This window comes from Bradyrhizobium sp. DN3 (assembly GCF_041357655.1).
Classification (GTDB): domain Bacteria; phylum Pseudomonadota; class Alphaproteobacteria; order Rhizobiales; family Xanthobacteraceae; genus Bradyrhizobium.
The window spans coordinates 128,682-145,676 of sequence record NZ_JAULLN010000018.1 but is presented as its reverse complement, the minus strand read 5'-3'; the positions used below and the strand labels follow the sequence as shown (position 1 = coordinate 145,676).

17 protein-coding genes are annotated in these 16,995 nt (G+C 66.2%); 12 read left to right on the top strand and 5 right to left on the bottom strand.

Features of this window, described 5'->3' with window-relative positions:
- Window positions 1-265: 265 nt before the first annotated feature.
- Window positions 266-1,207 (top strand): hypothetical protein, encoded by a 942-nt coding sequence (locus AAE027_RS25480; RefSeq protein WP_176945414.1) that lies wholly within the window; start codon window positions 266-268, stop codon window positions 1,205-1,207.
- Between the two features lie 273 nt (window positions 1,208-1,480).
- Window positions 1,481-2,203 (top strand): bifunctional nicotinamidase/pyrazinamidase, encoded by a 723-nt coding sequence (pncA, locus tag AAE027_RS25475; RefSeq protein ID WP_370988997.1) that lies wholly within the window; start codon window positions 1,481-1,483, stop codon window positions 2,201-2,203.
- A gap of 68 nt (window positions 2,204-2,271) precedes the next feature.
- Here the strand turns inward: pncA and grpE are convergent, their stop codons facing one another.
- Both grpE and hrcA read right to left on the bottom strand, forming a co-directional pair.
- Entirely contained in the window at window positions 2,272-2,892 is a 621-nt protein-coding gene (grpE, locus tag AAE027_RS25470) for a nucleotide exchange factor GrpE (RefSeq protein WP_370988998.1), read from the bottom strand.
- A 96-nt stretch (window positions 2,893-2,988) separates the two neighbouring features.
- Window positions 2,989-4,077 (bottom strand): heat-inducible transcriptional repressor HrcA, encoded by a 1,089-nt coding sequence (gene hrcA / locus AAE027_RS25465; RefSeq protein ID WP_091882505.1) that lies wholly within the window; start codon window positions 4,075-4,077, stop codon window positions 2,989-2,991.
- Window positions 4,078-4,244: 167 nt separating this feature from the next.
- Between hrcA and rph the strand changes: the two genes are divergently transcribed.
- The 3 genes from rph to hemW are packed head-to-tail and all read left to right on the top strand — an operon-like array spanning window position 4,245 to window position 6,745.
- Complete coding sequence (gene rph / locus AAE027_RS25460) at window positions 4,245-4,958, top strand: ribonuclease PH (protein ID WP_370988999.1); 714 nt, start codon at window positions 4,245-4,247, stop codon at window positions 4,956-4,958.
- 10 nt (window positions 4,959-4,968) lie between these two features.
- On the top strand, window positions 4,969-5,604 hold the full coding sequence (gene rdgB, locus AAE027_RS25455; RefSeq protein WP_370989000.1) for an RdgB/HAM1 family non-canonical purine NTP pyrophosphatase: 636 nt from the start codon (window positions 4,969-4,971) through the stop codon (window positions 5,602-5,604).
- Window positions 5,591-6,745, top strand: a complete 1,155-nt coding sequence (hemW, locus tag AAE027_RS25450) for a radical SAM family heme chaperone HemW (protein WP_370989001.1) — start codon at window positions 5,591-5,593, stop codon at window positions 6,743-6,745. The genes rdgB and hemW overlap by 14 nt, the downstream gene beginning before the upstream one ends.
- A 112-nt stretch (window positions 6,746-6,857) precedes the next feature.
- Here the strand turns inward: hemW and AAE027_RS25445 are convergent, their stop codons facing one another.
- Window positions 6,858-8,108, bottom strand: coding sequence for a penicillin-binding protein activator (locus tag AAE027_RS25445; protein ID WP_370989002.1), 1,251 nt, complete (start codon window positions 8,106-8,108; stop codon window positions 6,858-6,860).
- Between the two features lie 324 nt (window positions 8,109-8,432).
- On the opposite strand from AAE027_RS25445, the gene rsmI reads away from it, so the two are divergent.
- From rsmI to AAE027_RS25410, 7 genes are all read left to right on the top strand, one after another.
- A complete protein-coding gene (rsmI, locus tag AAE027_RS25440) occupies window positions 8,433-9,395 on the top strand; it encodes a 16S rRNA (cytidine(1402)-2'-O)-methyltransferase (RefSeq protein WP_370989003.1) in 963 nt (320 codons plus the stop codon).
- Window positions 9,382-9,783, top strand: coding sequence for a YraN family protein (locus tag AAE027_RS25435; RefSeq protein ID WP_091882523.1), 402 nt, complete (start codon window positions 9,382-9,384; stop codon window positions 9,781-9,783). The genes rsmI and AAE027_RS25435 overlap by 14 nt, the downstream gene beginning before the upstream one ends.
- Window positions 9,784-9,793: 10 nt before the next feature.
- The gene (gshB, locus tag AAE027_RS25430) at window positions 9,794-10,738 is read left to right on the top strand and encodes a glutathione synthase (RefSeq protein WP_370989004.1); all 945 of its coding nucleotides are present in this window, start codon (window positions 9,794-9,796) and stop codon (window positions 10,736-10,738) included.
- Window positions 10,739-11,225: 487 nt separating this feature from the next.
- Complete coding sequence (gene cpaB, locus AAE027_RS25425) at window positions 11,226-12,038, top strand: Flp pilus assembly protein CpaB (protein WP_370989005.1); 813 nt, start codon at window positions 11,226-11,228, stop codon at window positions 12,036-12,038.
- A 13-nt stretch (window positions 12,039-12,051) separates the two neighbouring features.
- On the top strand, window positions 12,052-13,569 hold the full coding sequence (locus AAE027_RS25420) for a type II and III secretion system protein family protein (protein WP_370989006.1): 1,518 nt from the start codon (window positions 12,052-12,054) through the stop codon (window positions 13,567-13,569).
- Between the two features lie 68 nt (window positions 13,570-13,637).
- A complete protein-coding gene (locus AAE027_RS25415) occupies window positions 13,638-14,372 on the top strand; it encodes a CpaD family pilus assembly protein (RefSeq protein ID WP_370989007.1) in 735 nt (244 codons plus the stop codon).
- A complete protein-coding gene (locus AAE027_RS25410) occupies window positions 14,369-15,658 on the top strand; it encodes a CpaE/TadZ family protein (protein WP_249758946.1) in 1,290 nt (429 codons plus the stop codon). Before AAE027_RS25415 ends, AAE027_RS25410 begins: the two co-directional genes overlap by 4 nt.
- An 82-nt stretch (window positions 15,659-15,740) precedes the next feature.
- Here the strand turns inward: AAE027_RS25410 and AAE027_RS25405 are convergent, their stop codons facing one another.
- Both AAE027_RS25405 and AAE027_RS25400 read right to left on the bottom strand, forming a co-directional pair.
- Entirely contained in the window at window positions 15,741-16,514 is a 774-nt protein-coding gene (locus tag AAE027_RS25405; RefSeq protein WP_370989008.1) for a tetratricopeptide repeat protein, read from the bottom strand.
- Window positions 16,515-16,594: 80 nt separating this feature from the next.
- The gene (locus tag AAE027_RS25400; RefSeq protein ID WP_018644993.1) at window positions 16,595-16,840 is read right to left on the bottom strand and encodes a PilZ domain-containing protein; all 246 of its coding nucleotides are present in this window, start codon (window positions 16,838-16,840) and stop codon (window positions 16,595-16,597) included.
- Between the last annotated feature and the right edge of the window lie 155 nt (window positions 16,841-16,995).

Below are 16,995 nucleotides of genomic sequence, written 5' to 3'. Positions count from 1 at the left end.
AAGGACCGAACGCAAGTTTCGGCCGCGAAAACATCGGGTTTTGGAAGATCATATCCGGGCTCAACCACCCTTGCGGGTGAGGAAATATTAACAGGTTCAGGCCTCGGCAAGCCCCCGCTATGGCAGTCCGCCCCACCCTGTTGCGGCAAGGCCAAACCCGCTAAAAGGCGGTCCGGCCGGCAACCGCAGCGCAGCTGCTCCGCGCGACAAAGCGGCCCAATGGCCGACCATCGAACGGCCTCAATGTGAACCAATCAGAGTGCCCATGAAGCTGATCCGCCCCCTCGCCGCGCTCGTCCTCCTCGTCGCCTCGGCGCTTCCGGCCCTTGCTGCCGACGCCGTTTACCCGCCCGGCCTGCGCCTCGGCATGGTGCCGCTGATCGGGCTGAGCACGGCCAAGTCCTTTCCGGGCTTCGAGAGCGAGGACGGCAGCGTCAAGGTGCTGATCACCGAGCTGCCGCCTGCGGCCTATGGCGAGGTCGTGAGCGCCTTCAATTCCAATCCGGCCGGTGCGAACGGCGTCAAGCAGGACAAGATCGAGACCCCCGCGGGCCTTGCCTATTTCACCACCGAAAGCGGCAAGGCCGGCGACACTCCGGTGAGGCGTTATTCGATGATCGTGCCGGGCGCAGGCTTCTCCGGCTATGTCGCGGTGCAGATCCCGGAGAATGCGACCAAGATCTACACCGATGAAGCGGTGCGCCAGATGTTTGCGAGCGCCACCACCCGCAAGCAGGTCTCGGCCGAAGAGCAGATCGCGCTGATGCCGTTCAAGATCACCGAGCTCGCCGACTTCAAGGACATCCGCACGCTGGCGCCGGGCTCGAGCATCATCCTGGCCGACGGCAACGAGAGCGCAGGCTATGAGTCGAAGCCGTTCATGATCCTCGGCCTGATCGGCGCCACCCCGCAGCAGGCCGACGACCGCGCCCGCTTTGCGCAGGAGGCGGCGCTCCAGATTCCCGGCGTGCGCGAGTCGCGCGTCACCATGTCCGAGCCGATCCGCATCAACGGCCAGCAGGGCTTTGAGACCCGGATCGACGGCGTCAGCGGCAAGGACAAGACGCCGGTGACCGTGGTGCAGTGGATCCGCTTCTCGAGCGGCGGCGCCTCGCTGCGCATCATCGCCAGCGCCCCGCGCGACCAGTGGCAAGCCGCCTTCACCCGCTTCCGCGCCGTGCGCGACGGCATCCAGCCGAAGGGGTAGTCGCACCCCACAAACTGGATGCGCTCCCTCCCCCGCTCGCGGGGGAGGGTTGGGGAGAGGGTGTCTCCGCAAGGGGACACTCTCGACGTGGACAGAGCCCTCACCCGCCGCGCTCTGCGAGCGCAGCGACCTCTCCCGCAAGCGGGAGAGGTTAAGCGAACCCGCCGACCAAGCCCAACCGCTCACCAATATCGGCTGCATTTTCGGGCTTCTGTTCGTATGCGAACGGAACTAGGCTTTCTTCCCGTGATCATCCTGGAGGGGAGACGAACGATGCTGGATCGGCGACACATGTTGGCGGCGCTTGCGACTACGGCGCTCGCGGGCCTCGCTCCAACCGCGCTGTTTGCGGCCGCGTCAATCAAGCCGGACGAGGCCTCCGCGCTGCTCGTGATCGACGTGCAAAACTGCTTCCTGCCCGGCGGCAGTCTTGCGGTGAAGGAAGGCGAGCAGGTGGTGCCCGTCATCAACAAGATCGCGAAAGCGTTTGCGAACGTGGTGATGACGCAGGACTGGCATACGCCCGGCCACATCTCGTTCGCGTCGGTGCATTCCGGCAGGAAGCCGTTCGAGACCGTCGATCTTCCCTACGGCAAGCAGGTGCTGTGGCCGGACCATTGCGTGCAGGGCACCGACGGTGCCGCGCTGTCGAAGGACCTTGCGATCCCGCACGCCGAACTCATCATCCGCAAGGGTTTTCACAGGGACGTCGACAGCTACTCGGCCTTCCTCGAAGCCGACGGCAAGACCTCGACGGGCCTTGCCGGCTATCTGAAGGGCCGCAAGATCAAGCGCGTCTTCGTCGCTGGCCTCGCGACCGATTTCTGCGTCGCCTGGACGGCGCTCGATGCGCGCAAGGCGGGCTTCGAGGTCTATGTGGTGGAGGACGCCTGCCGCGGCATCGACACGCAGGGCTCGCTGGCAAAGGCCTGGGCCGATATGGCCAAGGCCGGCGTGAAGCGGATTCAATCTGCGGATATCGCGGTGAGTGCGTAAGAGTTTCGCACCGTCATTCCGGGGCGATGCGAAGCGTCGAACCCGGAATGACGGCGAAGCCGTGAGACTCAGTTCGCCGCGCCGCTCGACTCATTGTTGTTGTTGGCCGCGGGCGCAGCCTTCGCGCCGCCCTTGGCGACACCGACCAGGGCGGGACGCAGCACACGCTCGCCGATGGTGTAGCCGGCCTGCACGACTTGCACCACGGTGCCCGACGGCACCGACGCATCCGGGACCTCGAACATCGCCTGCTGGAAATTCGGGTCGAACTTCTGGCCCTGCGGATCGAACTTCTTCACGCCATGCTTTTCCAGCGCGTTGAGCAGCGAGCGCTCGGTGAGCTCGACGCCCTCGATCAGCGAGGTCAGGCCGGGATCGGCCGCCGCACGGGCCTCGGCCGGAACGGCATCGAGCGCGCGCTGGAGGTTGTCGGCGATCTCGAGCACATCGCGGGCAAAGCCGGTGATGCCGTAGAGGCGGGCGTCGGCGACCTCCTTGGTGGTGCGCTTGCGCAAGTTCTCCATCTCGGCCAGCGTCCGCAGCATGCGGTCGCGCGCCTCGGCGGCTTCCTTCTGCAACGTCTCGACCGAGCCCGGCTCGGGATCGTCGGGCATGATGTAGGGCTTCGAGACCACGGGCTCGCCGGTCGGCGCGGTCGTGTCTTCGGGCTGCCGGTCTTGATCGGTCATCGGCTCTATTCTCGAACTCGTCTCAGGGGATTGTTGGCCCGGATATCGTGCCTAAGCTTACGAAAATCAAGCGCCTGTGATCGGAGGAAACGCCGGTCAGCCCCCCAAAAGGCGACTGACGATGCGGGCGGCGTAGTCCACGGTGGGGATCACGCGGGCATAATTCAGCCGCGTCGGGCCGATCACGCCGAGAACGCCGACGATATGGCCGGCGGCATCCCGATAGGGCGAGATGATGGTGGAGGAACCCGACAGCGAGAACAGCTTGTTCTCGCTCCCGATGAAGATGCGCACGCCTTCGGCGGTCTCGGCCCGGCCGAGCAGGTCGATGACGCCGCGCTTGGTCTCGAGATCGTCGAACAACAGGCGCACCCGCTCCAGATCCTCTAGCGCATGCAGATCCTCCAGCAGATTGGCGTGACCGCGGACGATGAGCTGGCGGTCCTCGTTCTCGCCCCCGGACCAGCTTGCAATGCCGGCCGAGATCACCTTTTGCGTCAGCTGATCGAGCTCGGCGCGGGCCTCCCCGAGCGCGGTCTCGAGCTCGAGCCGCGCCTCGGCCAGCGTGCGGCCGCGGATTCGCGCATTGAGGAAATTGCCGGCTTCGGTCAGCGCCGAGGAGGGAACTCCGGGCGGCAGCGTCAGCACGCGGTTTTCGACCTGGCCATCCTCGCCGACCAGGATTACCAGCGCCTTCTCCGGTTCCAGGCGGACGAATTCGATGTGCTTGAGCCGCGCATTGGATTTCGGCGTCAGCACGACTGCGGCGGCACGGGTCAGGCCCGACAGCCGCATCAAGGCCTGGTCCAGCGCCGCCTCAACCGATTGCGCTTCGCCCACGGACGAGAGCTGGCTCTGGATCGACTGCCGTTCGGCCTCGTTGAGGTCGCCGACCTGCATCAAGGCATCGACGAAGAAGCGCAGCCCGAGTTCCGTCGGCAGCCGGCCGGCGGAGGTATGGGGCGCATAGATCAGGCCGAGCTGTTCCAGATCGGCCATGACATTGCGCACGGAGGCCGGCGACAGCGGCATCGCGATCAGGCGCGAGATATTGCGCGAGCCCACCGGCTCGCCGGTCGCGAGATAGCTTTCGACAATTTGACGAAAGATGTCGCGGGAACGCTCGTTGAGCTGGGCGAGGCCTGCGCGCGGCGCGATCAGATGGATCGGATCGTGATGGGCCACAGACGGTAACTCCTCTCAGATACTCATAATTTGTCTATCCCGGGCGCTCCTGACAAGCGTGGCGTTTACAGGCTCGAAATCAGGGGGTGAAAAAACCTTGCCGCCTACCCTCGCCCCTCCTACAAGCACCGCGAACAGCCTTTCCCGTGAGTTTTGGAGGATTTCCCATGCGGCCAAGCCGCCGTGCGCCCGACAAATTGCGCCCCGTGACGCTGGAGCGCGGCGTGGTCAAATATGCGGAAGGCTCGTGCCTGGTGAAATTCGGCGACACCCATGTGCTGGTCACCGCCACGCTGGAAGACCGCCTGCCGCCGTGGCTGAAGGGCCAGGGCCGCGGCTGGGTCACCGCCGAATACGGCATGCTGCCGCGCGCAACCTCCGAACGCACCCGCCGCGAGGCCTCCGCCGGCAAGCAGAGCGGCCGCACCGTCGAGATCCAGCGCCTGATCGGCCGCTCGCTTCGCACCATCGTCGATCTGGAAGCGCTCGGTGAGCGCCAGATCACGGTCGATTGCGACGTGCTCCAGGCCGACGGCGGCACCCGCACGGCCTCGATCACCGGCGCCTGGGTCGCGCTCGCCGATTGCATCAACTGGATGAAGGCGCGCAACATGATCAAGACCAACGTGCTGCGCGACAACGTCGCCGCGATCTCCTGCGGCATCTACAACGGTACGCCAGTGCTCGATCTCGACTACGCCGAGGATTCGGAAGCCGAGACCGACGCCAATTTCGTCATGACCGGCGACGGCCGCCTCATCGAGGTGCAGGGCACCGCGGAACGCGAGCCGTTCACCGAAACCGAGTTCCTGGCGTTGATGGCGCTGGCGCGCAAGGGCGTCGCGCGTCTGGTAGACTTGCAGAAACTGGCGGTAGCGTAGTCAATAGGCCATGCACCGCCGAATCACGGACAAGCTCGTCATCGCTACCCACAATCCCGGCAAGCTCGCCGAGATGCGGGAGCTGCTTGCGCCGTACGGCATCGAGGCGGTGTCGGCCGGTGAGCTCGACCTGGGCGAGCCCGAAGAGACCGGCAACGATTTCCGCAGCAATGCCGCGATCAAGGCGATCGCGGCGGCGCGGGCGAGCAAGCTTGCTTCCTTCGCCGATGATTCCGGCATCGTCGTCGACGCGCTCGACGGCGCGCCCGGCATTTTCTCCGCGCGCTGGGCCGGGCCAAACAAAGACTTCGCAGTGGCGATGGCGCAGATCGAGCGCCTGCTCCAGGAGCGCGGCGCGACGATTCCGGCGAACCGCACCGCGCATTTCGTCTCCGCGCTCTGCGTCGCCTGGCCCGACGATCATCTCGAACAGGTCGAGGCGCGCGTCGACGGCACGCTGGTCTGGCCGCCGCGCGGTACCGCCGGCTTCGGCTACGATCCGATGTTCCTGCCCGATGGCCACAGCCGCACCTTCGGTGAGATGGAAAGTATCGAGAAGCACGGCCTGCCGCCGCTCGGCCTCGGCCTGTCGCACCGCGCCCGCGCCTTCGTGAAACTGGCGGAGATCTGCCTTGAGCCGCGCTAAGGAAGCCTTCGGCGTCTACGTGCACTGGCCGTTCTGCCTGTCGAAATGCCCCTATTGCGACTTCAACAGCCATGTCCGCCACGCACCAATCGACGAAGCGCGCTTCGCCTCGGCCTTCGCCCGCGAGATCGCAGCGACCGCCGAGCGCGCGCCCGGCCGCGAGGTCACCTCGATCTTCCTCGGCGGCGGCACGCCGTCATTGATGCAGCCCGCAACCGTCGGCGCAGTGCTCGATGCGATCGGCAAGCACTGGCATGTTGCTGACGATGTCGAGGTGACGCTGGAGGCAAACCCGACCAGCGTCGAGGCCACACGCTTCGCCGGCTATCGCGCCGCCGGCGTCAACCGCGTCTCGCTCGGCGTGCAGGCGCTTGATGATGCCGCGTTGAAGGCGCTCGGCCGCATGCACAGTGCGCGCGAGGCGCTCGATGCCGTCGCCATCGCGCGCCGCTCGTTCGATCGTTATTCGTTCGACCTGATCTACGCCCGCCCCGACCAGACGCCGGCGATGTGGGCCGCGGAGCTGCGTCTTGCGATCGATGAAGCGGCCGAGCATCTGTCGCTCTATCAATTGACGATCGAGGAAGGCACGCCGTTCTTCGGCCTGCACCAGGCCGGCAAATTGAAGACGCCGGACGAAGCCGTCGCGCGTGCGCTCTACGACGTCACGCAGGAAACCTGCGACAAGCTTGGTCTGCCGGCCTACGAGATTTCAAATCACGCGCGGCGCGGCGCCGAGTGCCGGCACAATCTGGTCTATTGGCGCGGCGAGGAATATGCCGGCATCGGCCCCGGCGCCCATGGCCGGCTCGACATCGACGGCGTGCGCCATGCCACCGCCACCGAGAAGCGCCCCGAAGCCTGGCTGATGCGGGTCGAGACCAACGGCGACGGCGTCGTCACCGACGAGCTCCTCAACAGCGAGGAACGCGCCGACGAATTTCTGCTGATGGGATTGCGTCTCGCCGAAGGCATCGACCCCGAGCGTTACAGAGCCCTCTCCGGCCGCCCGCTCGACCCCGGCCGCATCGCGCTGCTCCGCGAGGAAGGCGCGATCACGGTCGATGCGACGGGCCGGCTGCGCGTGACCAGCAGCGGATTTCCGGTGCTGGATGCGGTGGTCGCGGATTTGGCGGCGTAGCGAGATGCCGTAGGGTGGGCAAAGCGAAGCGTGCCCACCACTCTCATGCGATCTTGCGGAGAGATGGTGGGCACGGCGCGAAGCGCGCCTTTGCCCACCCTACGGCATCTCGTTACGCCCCAAAACTCTTCGGCGAGCCCGCCACCGCAACGCCGCCACCCTGTGTCACCTTCATCACCGCAAGCCCGCGCTCGTTGGTGCCGTCCGCGCGGAAGCGAAACAGGCCGTCGATGCCGGCAAAGCCCGAGGGGTTGGTGAGCACATCAGGTGAGAAGCGCGTGGTGCCCTGCGTGCGCGCGAGCGCGGCGACGAGGGCGACCGCATCATAAGCGAGCGTCGCGGTGCGTATCGGGTCGGCGCCGTATTTGGTGCGATAGCGGCCGGAGAAGGCGCGGAAGCCGGCCGGGTCCGGCGCGGCATAGAGACCGCCTTGCAACGCAGCGCTGGCATAGACGCGCGGATTGTCCCACAGGCCGGTGCCGAGCAGCTGAATGTTACGCAAATTGGCGCCTGCCGCAGTCATCGCATCCGCGACCGAAACGACGGCATCGCCGTCATCAGCAATGAACAGCGCGTCCGCGCTGCCGAGCTGCTGCGCCACGGTCCGCGCCGGGGTGGCGCGATCGGCGCCGTATTTCTCGAAGGCGACGATGCGCCCGCCACGCCGCGGCACCGCCGCCTTCACGGCGGCTTCGACGACGTTGCCATAGGCATTGTCGGGCACGAGCACGGCGACGGAGCGTTTTCCGATGCTGGCGGAATATTCGACGATGCGGTTGACGTCGGACTCCGGCAGGAAGCTGAGCAGATAGACGCCGCGTCCGGCGATGCTGGAATCGGTCGAGAACGCGATCACCGAAATGCCGCGTGTGCGCGCGACCTGCGCCACCGCAGGCACCGACTGCGCGAACAGCGGTCCCAGGATGATCTCGGCGCCCTCGTCGACCGCCTGCTGAGCACCCGCTTGCGCGCCTTGCGGGCTGCCATTGTCGTCCTTGATCAGGAGCTGGATGTTCGGGTTCTGGAACTCGGCCAGCGCCATCTCCGCGGCGTTGCGCATGGATTGCGCCGCAAGGCCCGCATTGCCGGCGGCCGAAAGCGGTAGGATCACGGCGACCTTCACCCCGCCGGTGCCCGCGGTCGCGGCCTGTTGCGGCGGGCCAGCCGGCTGAGCCGGGGGCGCCGAGCTGGAAAACGGGTTGGAGAACTGGCTGAGACTTTGCTGCACGCCGGCACAGGCCGACAGCAAGGGCGCGCCGAGCAGAAGGCCGAGCGCACTCCGCCGGGTCGCCGCCGACGATCGGGGCCCGGGAGCGGAAGACTCCTCCGAAGAGGAAGATCTGGGATGACGCGGGCCCACCATGGCAACTTCTCTTCCGACCGGCCGTCGGCAGCCGGTCACTCCTTCCACGACACAAGCCGGGGATTCAGGCATATTGTCGACGAATAGTTAACCAAAACAAAAGGATAATAGCCACTTCACCCGGCCGCCTTCCCGTCCTGGCCAACTGCTCACGCACTCACGCAGCATCAAGGCGGCGTTTCGGTCGCGAATATGGCGCGAGGCCCTCACTCCCTCGCGACGCGACCCCGGATCGATCACATTCCCGTCCGCCCTCACCTCGGCACGATCTTTTTCGAAGAGCCGGTTCCCAGCCCTGCGGATCGTGCCTAAGTTGACTTCATTATGCGCGCAAAGCCGGCCCCGATAAATACGCCTGAAGCTCAAGATGCCGCCTCGCGCGGCTTCTCCATCGACGCCCATCGGCTTACGGCGCCGAAGGCGGCGCCGGGCCTTCATCTGGTGGCGACGCCCATCGGTAATCTCGGCGACATCACGCTGCGGGCGCTTCAGACACTCGCCGGCGTCGACGTCATCGCCTGCGAGGACACCCGCATCACCCGGCGCCTGACCGAGCGCTACGCCATCGCCGCCCAACTCAAGCCCTACCACGAGCACAACGCGGAAGCCGCGCGCCCAAAAATCCTGGAGGCGCTTGCGGCAGGCGGCTCGGTCGCGCTGGTCTCCGACGCCGGCACGCCGCTGATCTCCGATCCCGGCTTCAAGCTGGTGCGCGAGGTCTGCGCCGCCGGTCATGCGGTGTATGCGCTGCCCGGCCCGTCGTCGGTGCTGGCGGCGCTGTCCGTCGCCGCGCTTCCGACCGACCGCTTCTTCTTCGAAGGCTTTTTGCCGGCGAAATCGGCCGCGCGGCGGTCGCGCCTTGCCGAGCTCGCCCGCATCGACGCGACACTGGTGATGTTCGAATCAGGCAATCGGATGCAGGCCACCTTGACCGATCTCGCCGAGATCATGGGTGAGCGAGATGCCGCGGTCTGCCGCGAGCTGACGAAGTTGCACGAGGAGGTCAGGCGCGCGCCCCTCGCCGAGTTCGCGCGGCAAGCCGACGCGCCGGAGACGCGCGGTGAATTTGTTCTGGTGATCGGTCCGCCTGCAGCAAACGCCGACGTGCTGGCATCGGATGCGCTCGACGGTCTCTTGCGCGAGCAGCTGGCCGCGCACAGCGTCAAGGATGCCGTGGCGCATGCGGTCGCACTCTCGGGCCGGCCGCGCCGCGAGGTCTATGCCCGCGCGCTCGAGCTCGCAAAAGACGTGCACAAGGATTTGCGGGGCGGCGATGGCGAAGACTGAGGTCCCGGCGGAACCGAAAGTCGCCTCGCCCGAGCGCATCGCCGCGTTCCGCACCGGCATCTCCGCCGAGAGCCGCGCCGCCGCCTTTCTCATGGCCAAGGGCTACCGCATCCTCGCCAAGCGTTATCGCACCCCGCATGGCGAGATCGACATCGTGGCGCGCCGCCGCAATCTGATCGCCTTCGTCGAGGTCAAGGCGCGGGCGACGCTGGATGATGCCGCCTTCGCGGTGACGCCGCGCCAGCAGCAGCGCATCATCGATGCCGCACAAGGCTGGCTCGTGGCGCATCCCGAGCATGCCGAATTCGAATTGCGATTCGACGCCATGCTGATTGCGCCGCGATCACTTCCGCGCCATGTGTTGGCGGCATTCGACGCCTCGACCTGAAAGGCAGACCATGAAACTGAACGTCGCCGTCCAGATGGACCCCATCGCCCGCATCAACATCAAGGGCGATTCCACCTTTGCACTGCTCCTGGAGGCGCAGAAGCGCGGCCACGGCCTGTCCTATTACACGCCGGACAAGCTCTCGATGGTCGGCGACGAGCTCGTCGCTCCGGTTCAGCTCCTCACCGTGCGCGACGAGCCCGGCGACCATTTCACCCTCGGGGAGCCCAGGCGCGAGGCGCTCAACGGCTTTGACGTGGTGCTGCTGCGCCAGGACCCGCCGTTCGATCTCGCCTACATCACTTCGACGCATTTCCTGGAGCGGATCCATCCGAAGACGCTAGTCGTCAACGATCCCGCCTCGGTGCGGAACGCGCCGGAAAAGCTGTTCGTGATGAACTTTCCGCAGCTGATGCCGCCGACCCTGATCTCGCGTGACCTCGACGAGATCAACGCCTTTCGCGACAAGCATGGTGCCGTCGTCATGAAGCCGCTGCACGGCCATGGCGGCGCCGCGGTGTTCCGCGTGATGCCGCAGGACATGAATTTCGGTTCGCTGTTCGACATGTTCTCGGTGACGTTCAAAGAGGCGTGGGTGATCCAGCAGTTCATCCCCGAGGTGAAGCACGGCGACAAGCGCATCATCCTCGTCAACGGCGAGTTCGCCGGTGCGGTGAACCGCGTGCCGGCCGCGGACGACCTCCGCTCCAACATGGTGCGCGGCGGCGCGGCGCAGGAGACCGAGCTGACCCCGCGCGAGCGCGAGATCTGCGCCACCGTCGGCCCGGCGCTGCGCGAGCGCGGCCTTCTGTTCGTCGGCCTCGACGTCATCAACGGCAACCTCACCGAGATCAACGTCACCTCGCCGACCGGCATCCGCGCCGTTACGCGGCTCGGCGGGCCTGATGTTGCGGCGAAGATCTGGGACGTGATCGAGCAGAAGCGGAAGAAGTAGGCTCCGCACGATTGCGTTGGCATTCCCCGATCTCTCCCCAACGTCGTCCCGGCCTAGTGCGCAATTGCGCACGGGGGCCGGGACCCATAACCACAGGGAGCGGTTTGGCTAAGACTCGCGCTCAGTACTTCTGCGTCCCATCATCGAGAGATCACGCGGTATGGGTCCCGGCCTTCGCCGGGACGACAATGATAATGTTGCGCATTGTTTCCGTCTCGCTGGCATATCCCCGATGCGTCGCCCATCACTAACCACCCATTCACCATGACGCCCCCGCGCTGCATCTGCACGCGTCTCACGCGCCCCGTGAATCTACGGGGCCGCTGGCCGAGCGGATAACGCCGCGTTCACCATCTGCCGAAAACCCGCAGCGTGATCGGCCATCACATTCGACCTCGCAACACCCCTTATACTTTTACTCCCTACTCATCGACGCGGGGGAACCCGCCACGTGCGGTTCGAGTGCCCCGCGTAAGAGTAGAAGCGTATGAATACCGCACGCATTGTCGTTCTCGTCATCGCACTGGGCGCCGGCGGCGTCGCTGCGTATCTGGCGAGCAGCTATCAGAGTGCGCCCGCGCCCGTTCTGCCCGTCGCCGAGAAGCTGCCGACGGTCGAGGTTCTGGTCGCGAAGAACGACATCGGGCTCGGCCAGGCCGTGAAGCCCGAGGACCTGCTATGGCAGGCCTGGCCGGCGGCGACCGCGAGCAACGCCTTCATCCGCCGCGACAGCAGGCCCGAGGCCCAGACCCAGATCGCCGGCTCGATCGCGCGCGTGCCGTTGATGCAGGGCGAGCCGATCCGCGAGCAGAAGCTGGTCAGGGCCGAAGGCTCCGGCTTCATGGCTGCGATCCTGCCCTCCGGCATGCGGGCCGTCTCCACCGAAATTTCAGCCGAGACCGGCGCCGGCGGCTTCATCCTGCCGAACGACCGCGTCGACATCGTGCTGACCCGCCGCCTGAAAAATCCCGAGACCAACGGACCGGCCGGCGGCAATGACCTGATCGTGTCGGAGGTCATCCTGACCAACATCCGCGTGCTCGCGATCGATCAGGCGCCGAAGGAAAAGGACGGCCAGACCGCCGTGATCGGCAAGACCGTCACGCTCGAGCTCAAGCCTGACCAGGTCGCCACGCTGTCGGCTGCGCGCCAGGGCGGCACGCTCCAGCTCGCGCTGCGGAGCATCGTCGATGCCAACGCAGTCGATGGCACGCCCGAGGACCAGGCGGTCAAGCGCCCCGCCGGCGTGAATGTAATTCGTTACGGCGTGCAGGCGCGGCAACTGACGTCACAGAAGTGATGATGGGGATAGCATGAACTACGGGGATGATCGGACGGGCGTGCGCATTCGGGGGAAGCGCGCGCGCTCGTTCATGGCGGGGACGATGCTGATGCTGGGGCTGCTCGCAGCCCCCGACCGGCTCAGTGCCGCGGACGCGCCGGTCGGCGACCAGACACCGATGCAAGCGCCTGATCTCGGTGTGTCGCCGGTGGCGACGATCGCGCCGGCACGGACACGCTTCCTGTCACTCGGCGTCGGCAAGTCCGTCGTCATCGACCTGCCGCGCGAGGTCAAGGACGTGCTGGTGGCCGATCCCAAGATCGCCAACGCGGTGATCCGCTCGGCGCAGCGCGCCTATATCATCGGCGGCCAGGTCGGCCAGACCAACGTGGTGTTCTTCACTGCCGACGGCCAGCAGGTCGCCTCCTACGACATCGCGGTGAAGCGCGACCTCAACGGCATGCGCGCCGCGCTGCGCCAGTCGCTGCCGGGCGTGCAGATCGAAGGCGTCGGCGACAGCGTGATGCTGACCGGCTCGGTCTCGAGCCCGGTCGAGGCCCAGCAGGCCGGCGACGTCGCCGCCAAGCTCGTCGGCGGTTCGGACAAAGTCGTCAACAACATCGTCGTGCGCGGCCGCGACCAGGTGATGCTCAAGGTCGTCGTCGGCGAAGTCCGCCGCGATATCGTCAAGCAGCTGGGCGTCGATCTCAGCGCCAGCCTGAACGCCGGCACCGCGGTGGTGAACTTCAACAACTCCAACCCGTTCTCGGTCTCTGGTGGACCGATCGTCGCCAACAACGGGCTCGGCGTCGCCGGCCTTGCCAAGGGCGTCGCCACCGTCAGCGCCACGATGCGCGCAATGGAAAGCGCCGGCGTCATGCGCACCCTCGCCGAGCCGAGCCTGACCGCGATCTCCGGCGAATCCGCAACCTTCATCGCCGGCGGCGAATTCCCGATTCCGGCGGGCTATTCCTGCGATCCGGTCACCCACGTCTGTACCACCCAGGTCACCTACAAGAAGTTCGGCATCTCGCTGAATTTCACCCCGGTCGTGCTGAGCGAAGGCCGCATCAGCCTGCGCGTCATGACCGAGGTCTCGGAGCTGTCGAACACGAACGCGATCACGCTGACACAGGCGGTGTCCTCGACCTCGAGCAACTCCATCACGATCCCCTCGGTTCAGACCCGCCGCGCCGAAACGACGCTGGAAATTCCCTCCGGCGGCTCGATGGCGATGGCTGGCCTGATCCAGCAGCACACCAAGCAGGCGATCAACGGCCTGCCCGGCGTCGACCAGGTGCCGATTATCGGCGCGCTGTTCCGCAGCCAGGACTTCGTCAACAACGAGACCGAGCTGATGGTGATCGTGACGCCCTATGTGGTGCGCGCCGTCGCCCAGAAGGAATTGTCGCGGCCCGACGATGGTTTCGCGCCGGCCTCCGACGCGCAGACGGCGCTGCTCGGCCGCATGAACCGCCTTTATGGCATCGCGCGCCGCGTCGATCCCATCAACGGCACGCCCGGCGATTTCGGTTTCATCATCGACTGACGACGCGCGGACGGCCTGGGGAACGGGGCAAGAAACTGGGCAGGAAACGGGGCAAAGGGGATCAAGCGATGACGAGGACGATAGCCGACCGACGCCGCCACTTCAGCGTCGCGCTGGCGCTGACGGGACTGTCCGTCATGCTGGGCGCGTGCAACACCACCGGTGAAATCGTCACTCAGACGGTGCCGACCGACTATCGCCAGCGCCACCCGATCGCGGTGCAGGAGGGCAAGCGCTCGATTGTGATCTTCGTCGGCAAGGCGCGCGGCGGCCTCTCGGCCGCGCAGCACGCGGATGTCGCCGGCATTGCCCGGGACTGGGTGCGCGAAGGCACCGGCTCCGTCGTCGTCGACGTGCCCAGCGACACCACGAATTCGCGCGCGGCGGCGGCGACCTATCAGGAAATCCGCTCCGTGCTCACATCCGGCGGCGTGCCCTCGCGCGCCATCGTCCAGCATCCCTATCGTCCCGAGGATCCTGGCCTCTTGCCGACGATCCGGCTGAGCTATTCCAAGATCAGCGCAGTGGCCGGACCCTGCGGACTGTGGCCGGAAGACGTTGGTCCGAACATCCTCGACCCCGGCTACAACGAGAACCGGCCATATTTCAATCTGGGCTGCGCCAGCCAGCGCAACCTCGCGGCCATGATCGACAACCCCGCCGATCTCGAGCAGCCGCGCGCCGAGACGCCCGCCTACACCGCTCGGCGCGACATCGCCTTCGACCGCTATCGCAAGGGCTCGCCCACTGCGACCGCCTATCCCGAGGCCGACAAGGCCAAACTCAGCGACACCGGCAAATGACAGGCATCCACGACGAAGACGCGGACGATCCGCGGCACCCCGACGAACACATTGCGCCGGTTCCCCGCATCTCGGTGCAGGCCTTTTGCGAGACCGAGCAGACGCTCGCCGCGGTGACCGCGGCGGGAGAGGATCGCCGGCTCGCCAAGGCGCATCTCACTGCCAGGGACGGTGGTCTCGCTGCGGCGATCGAAGTCTATGAATCGATGCCGACGCCGAACGTGATCGTGATCGAATCCGACGGCACGCGCGACATCCTGGAGGGGCTCGACGACCTCGCCGGCGTCTGCGATCCCGGCACCCGCGTCGTGGTGATCGGCAATCCCAACGACACCGCGCCCTATCGCGAGCTGGTCCGCCGCGGCGTCAACGATTACGTGGTCGGACCGGTCGAAACCCTCGACGTGGTTCGCTCGATCTGCAGCCTGTTCTCGGCGTCGGAAGCCATCATCACCGGCCGTGTCATCGCGGTGGTCGGCGCCAAGGGCGGCGTCGGCGCGTCCACCGTCGCGCACAACGTGGCCTGGACCATCGCCCGCGATCTCGCGCTCGATTCCGTCGTGATCGATCTCGACCTCGCCTTCGGCACCGCGAGCCTCGACTACAACCAGGATCCGGTGCAGGGCATCGCCAACGCGGTGCTGTCGCAGGACCGGCCGGACACGGCGCTGATGGAGCGCCTGCTCGCCAAATGCACCGAGCGGCTCAGCCTGCTGGCCGCGCCCGCGACGCTCGACCGCGTCTATGATTTCGGCGCCGAAGCCTTCGACGCGGTGTTCGACACGCTGCGCATGACCACGCCCTGCATCGTGCTCGATGTTCCCCACCAATGGTCGGGCTGGACCCGGCGCGCGCTGGTCAACGCCGACGACATCGTGATCGTGGCCGAGCCCGATCTCGCCAATTTGCGCAACACCAAGAACATGCTGAGCGTGCTCAAGGCGGCGCGGCCGAACGACCGTCCGCCGCTGTACTGCCTCAACCAGGTCGGCATGCACAAGCGCGCGGAGATCGAGGTCAAAGCCTTCGCCAAGACCATGGAGAGCCAGCCGCTCGCGGTGATCCCGTTCGATTCGAAGCTGTTCTCGACCGCCGCCAACAACGGCCAGATGATCGCGGAGGTCTCCAAGAGTCACCGCACCACCCTTCTGTTTCAGAGCATGGCGAACCGTCTCGCCGGCCGCGGCGAGGTGAAGAAGCCGAAGCGTTCGCTGCTCGGGCCGCTGCTGAAAAAGCTGAAGGGCAGGTCGGGCCGCGGATCCGCCCCACATCGCAAGGCGTCGTAAGGCTAGAAGCGTCTTCGAGCGAACTGGCTACCGGTTCGTGTGAAGACAACGCGTCAAAACGAAAATCTACCAAGAGCGTGGGCTATCTGTCCGCTCGCTGCTGCTTCTTCGCCAGCAATTGCCGCAGCGCCGTGACCTTTGCCGCCGCCTGATCCGGCGGCAGATCGGCCTTCACGATGGCCTCGGCCTCCGCCTGCTTTCCTTCCAGCCCCAGCACGAGCGCGAGATTGGCGCGCACGCGGGCATCGGCGGGATTGCGCTCATGCGCGCGGCGCATCGTTTCCTCCGCCCGCGGCAGATTGTTCTGGAGCATGTAGGACAGGCCGAGATTGGACAAAACCTGCGGCTCGTCGGGCACGATCTTCAAGGCGGTCGCGTAATATTGCTGCGCCTCCTCATTGCGGCCGAGCTGATCGAGTGCCGCGCCCTGCGCCGACAGGATCCGCCAGTCCGGATCCTCGGGCGTATGCGCACGGCCGAGAACGTCGAAGGCCTGCTGGAAATTGCCGTTGTCCGCGAGCGCACGGCCATAGCCGGCGAGCAATGCCTTGTTGCTGGGATGGGCGAGCACGGCCTGCTCCATCACCGCGACGGCCTGCGCCCGCTGGCCGCTCTCGCGCAACGCCTTGCCGTAGGCGAGCGCAACACTGGGATCGCCGGGCTTGGCGCGATAGCGTTCGCGCAAGGCGTCCATGTCCGGCTTGGCGTCGACATTGACGGCGGCTTCAGATCTGACGCCGAGCGCGCCGGTCACATCCTCGATGCCATTGGTCTGGCAGCCGCCGAGGACGAGCACCATGAACGCGGGAAGCAGGAATTTCGCCGAAGGAAAGGCGGCGGACGGACGCTTGGGCATACTCTGATCACTCGGCGACTGATCAGAGATGCTTACCCATTAACGCTAAAGCCCCGTTAAGGAGGCGCGTCCATTGAGGCCTAATCGACGAACTCCGCGCCGAACTCGCAGCCGATGCGCCAGCGCAGGCGGCATTGGCGGGAATAATCGGGCGCGAAGATGATGGTGAATTGCGGCGGCACTTCCAGGAATTCCGCCACCACTTTCACGCCGCCATCCGAAATATCCGTGATCGTGCAGTCGCGCGGCAGCGAGCCCGCGCCAAAATGGATCTTGGCCAGCCGGCTGCACACCCGGCGTTCGCTTCTCCGGCGATTTGCAAGCATTTGAATTCTTCACCCGTTAGATCACGGCCCATCCCGCAGCCCCAGGAGTAGCGGACATTCGTTGGAATGTGCTGAGAAGAGCCGCTCGCATTCGAGGCGTAGTGTCGGCTTCACGTTTACGATCGGTTAGGGCTGGCTCGGCCTCGGACATGTTC

Excerpts from the sequence above, each read along its gene's own strand:
- AAE027_RS25480 (WP_176945414.1), top strand. The coding sequence starts at position 266 with ATGAAGCTGATCCGCCCCCTCGCCGCGCTCGTCCTCCTCGTCGCCTCG.
- pncA (WP_370988997.1), top strand. The coding sequence starts at position 1,481 with ATGCTGGATCGGCGACACATGTTGGCGGCGCTTGCGACTACGGCGCTC.
- grpE (WP_370988998.1), bottom strand. The coding sequence starts at position 2,892 with ATGACCGATCAAGACCGGCAGCCCGAAGACACGACCGCGCCGACCGGC.
- rph (WP_370988999.1), top strand. The coding sequence starts at position 4,245 with ATGCGGCCAAGCCGCCGTGCGCCCGACAAATTGCGCCCCGTGACGCTG.
- rdgB (WP_370989000.1), top strand. The coding sequence starts at position 4,969 with ATGCACCGCCGAATCACGGACAAGCTCGTCATCGCTACCCACAATCCC.
- AAE027_RS25445 (WP_370989002.1), bottom strand. The coding sequence starts at position 8,108 with ATGGTGGGCCCGCGTCATCCCAGATCTTCCTCTTCGGAGGAGTCTTCC.
- rsmI (WP_370989003.1), top strand. The coding sequence starts at position 8,433 with ATGCGCGCAAAGCCGGCCCCGATAAATACGCCTGAAGCTCAAGATGCC.
- AAE027_RS25435 (WP_091882523.1), top strand. The coding sequence starts at position 9,382 with ATGGCGAAGACTGAGGTCCCGGCGGAACCGAAAGTCGCCTCGCCCGAG.
- gshB (WP_370989004.1), top strand. The coding sequence starts at position 9,794 with ATGAAACTGAACGTCGCCGTCCAGATGGACCCCATCGCCCGCATCAAC.
- cpaB (WP_370989005.1), top strand. The coding sequence starts at position 11,226 with ATGAATACCGCACGCATTGTCGTTCTCGTCATCGCACTGGGCGCCGGC.
- AAE027_RS25420 (WP_370989006.1), top strand. The coding sequence starts at position 12,052 with ATGAACTACGGGGATGATCGGACGGGCGTGCGCATTCGGGGGAAGCGC.
- AAE027_RS25415 (WP_370989007.1), top strand. The coding sequence starts at position 13,638 with ATGACGAGGACGATAGCCGACCGACGCCGCCACTTCAGCGTCGCGCTG.
- AAE027_RS25410 (WP_249758946.1), top strand. The coding sequence starts at position 14,369 with ATGACAGGCATCCACGACGAAGACGCGGACGATCCGCGGCACCCCGAC.
- AAE027_RS25405 (WP_370989008.1), bottom strand. The coding sequence starts at position 16,514 with ATGCCCAAGCGTCCGTCCGCCGCCTTTCCTTCGGCGAAATTCCTGCTT.
- AAE027_RS25400 (WP_018644993.1), bottom strand. The coding sequence starts at position 16,840 with ATGCTTGCAAATCGCCGGAGAAGCGAACGCCGGGTGTGCAGCCGGCTG.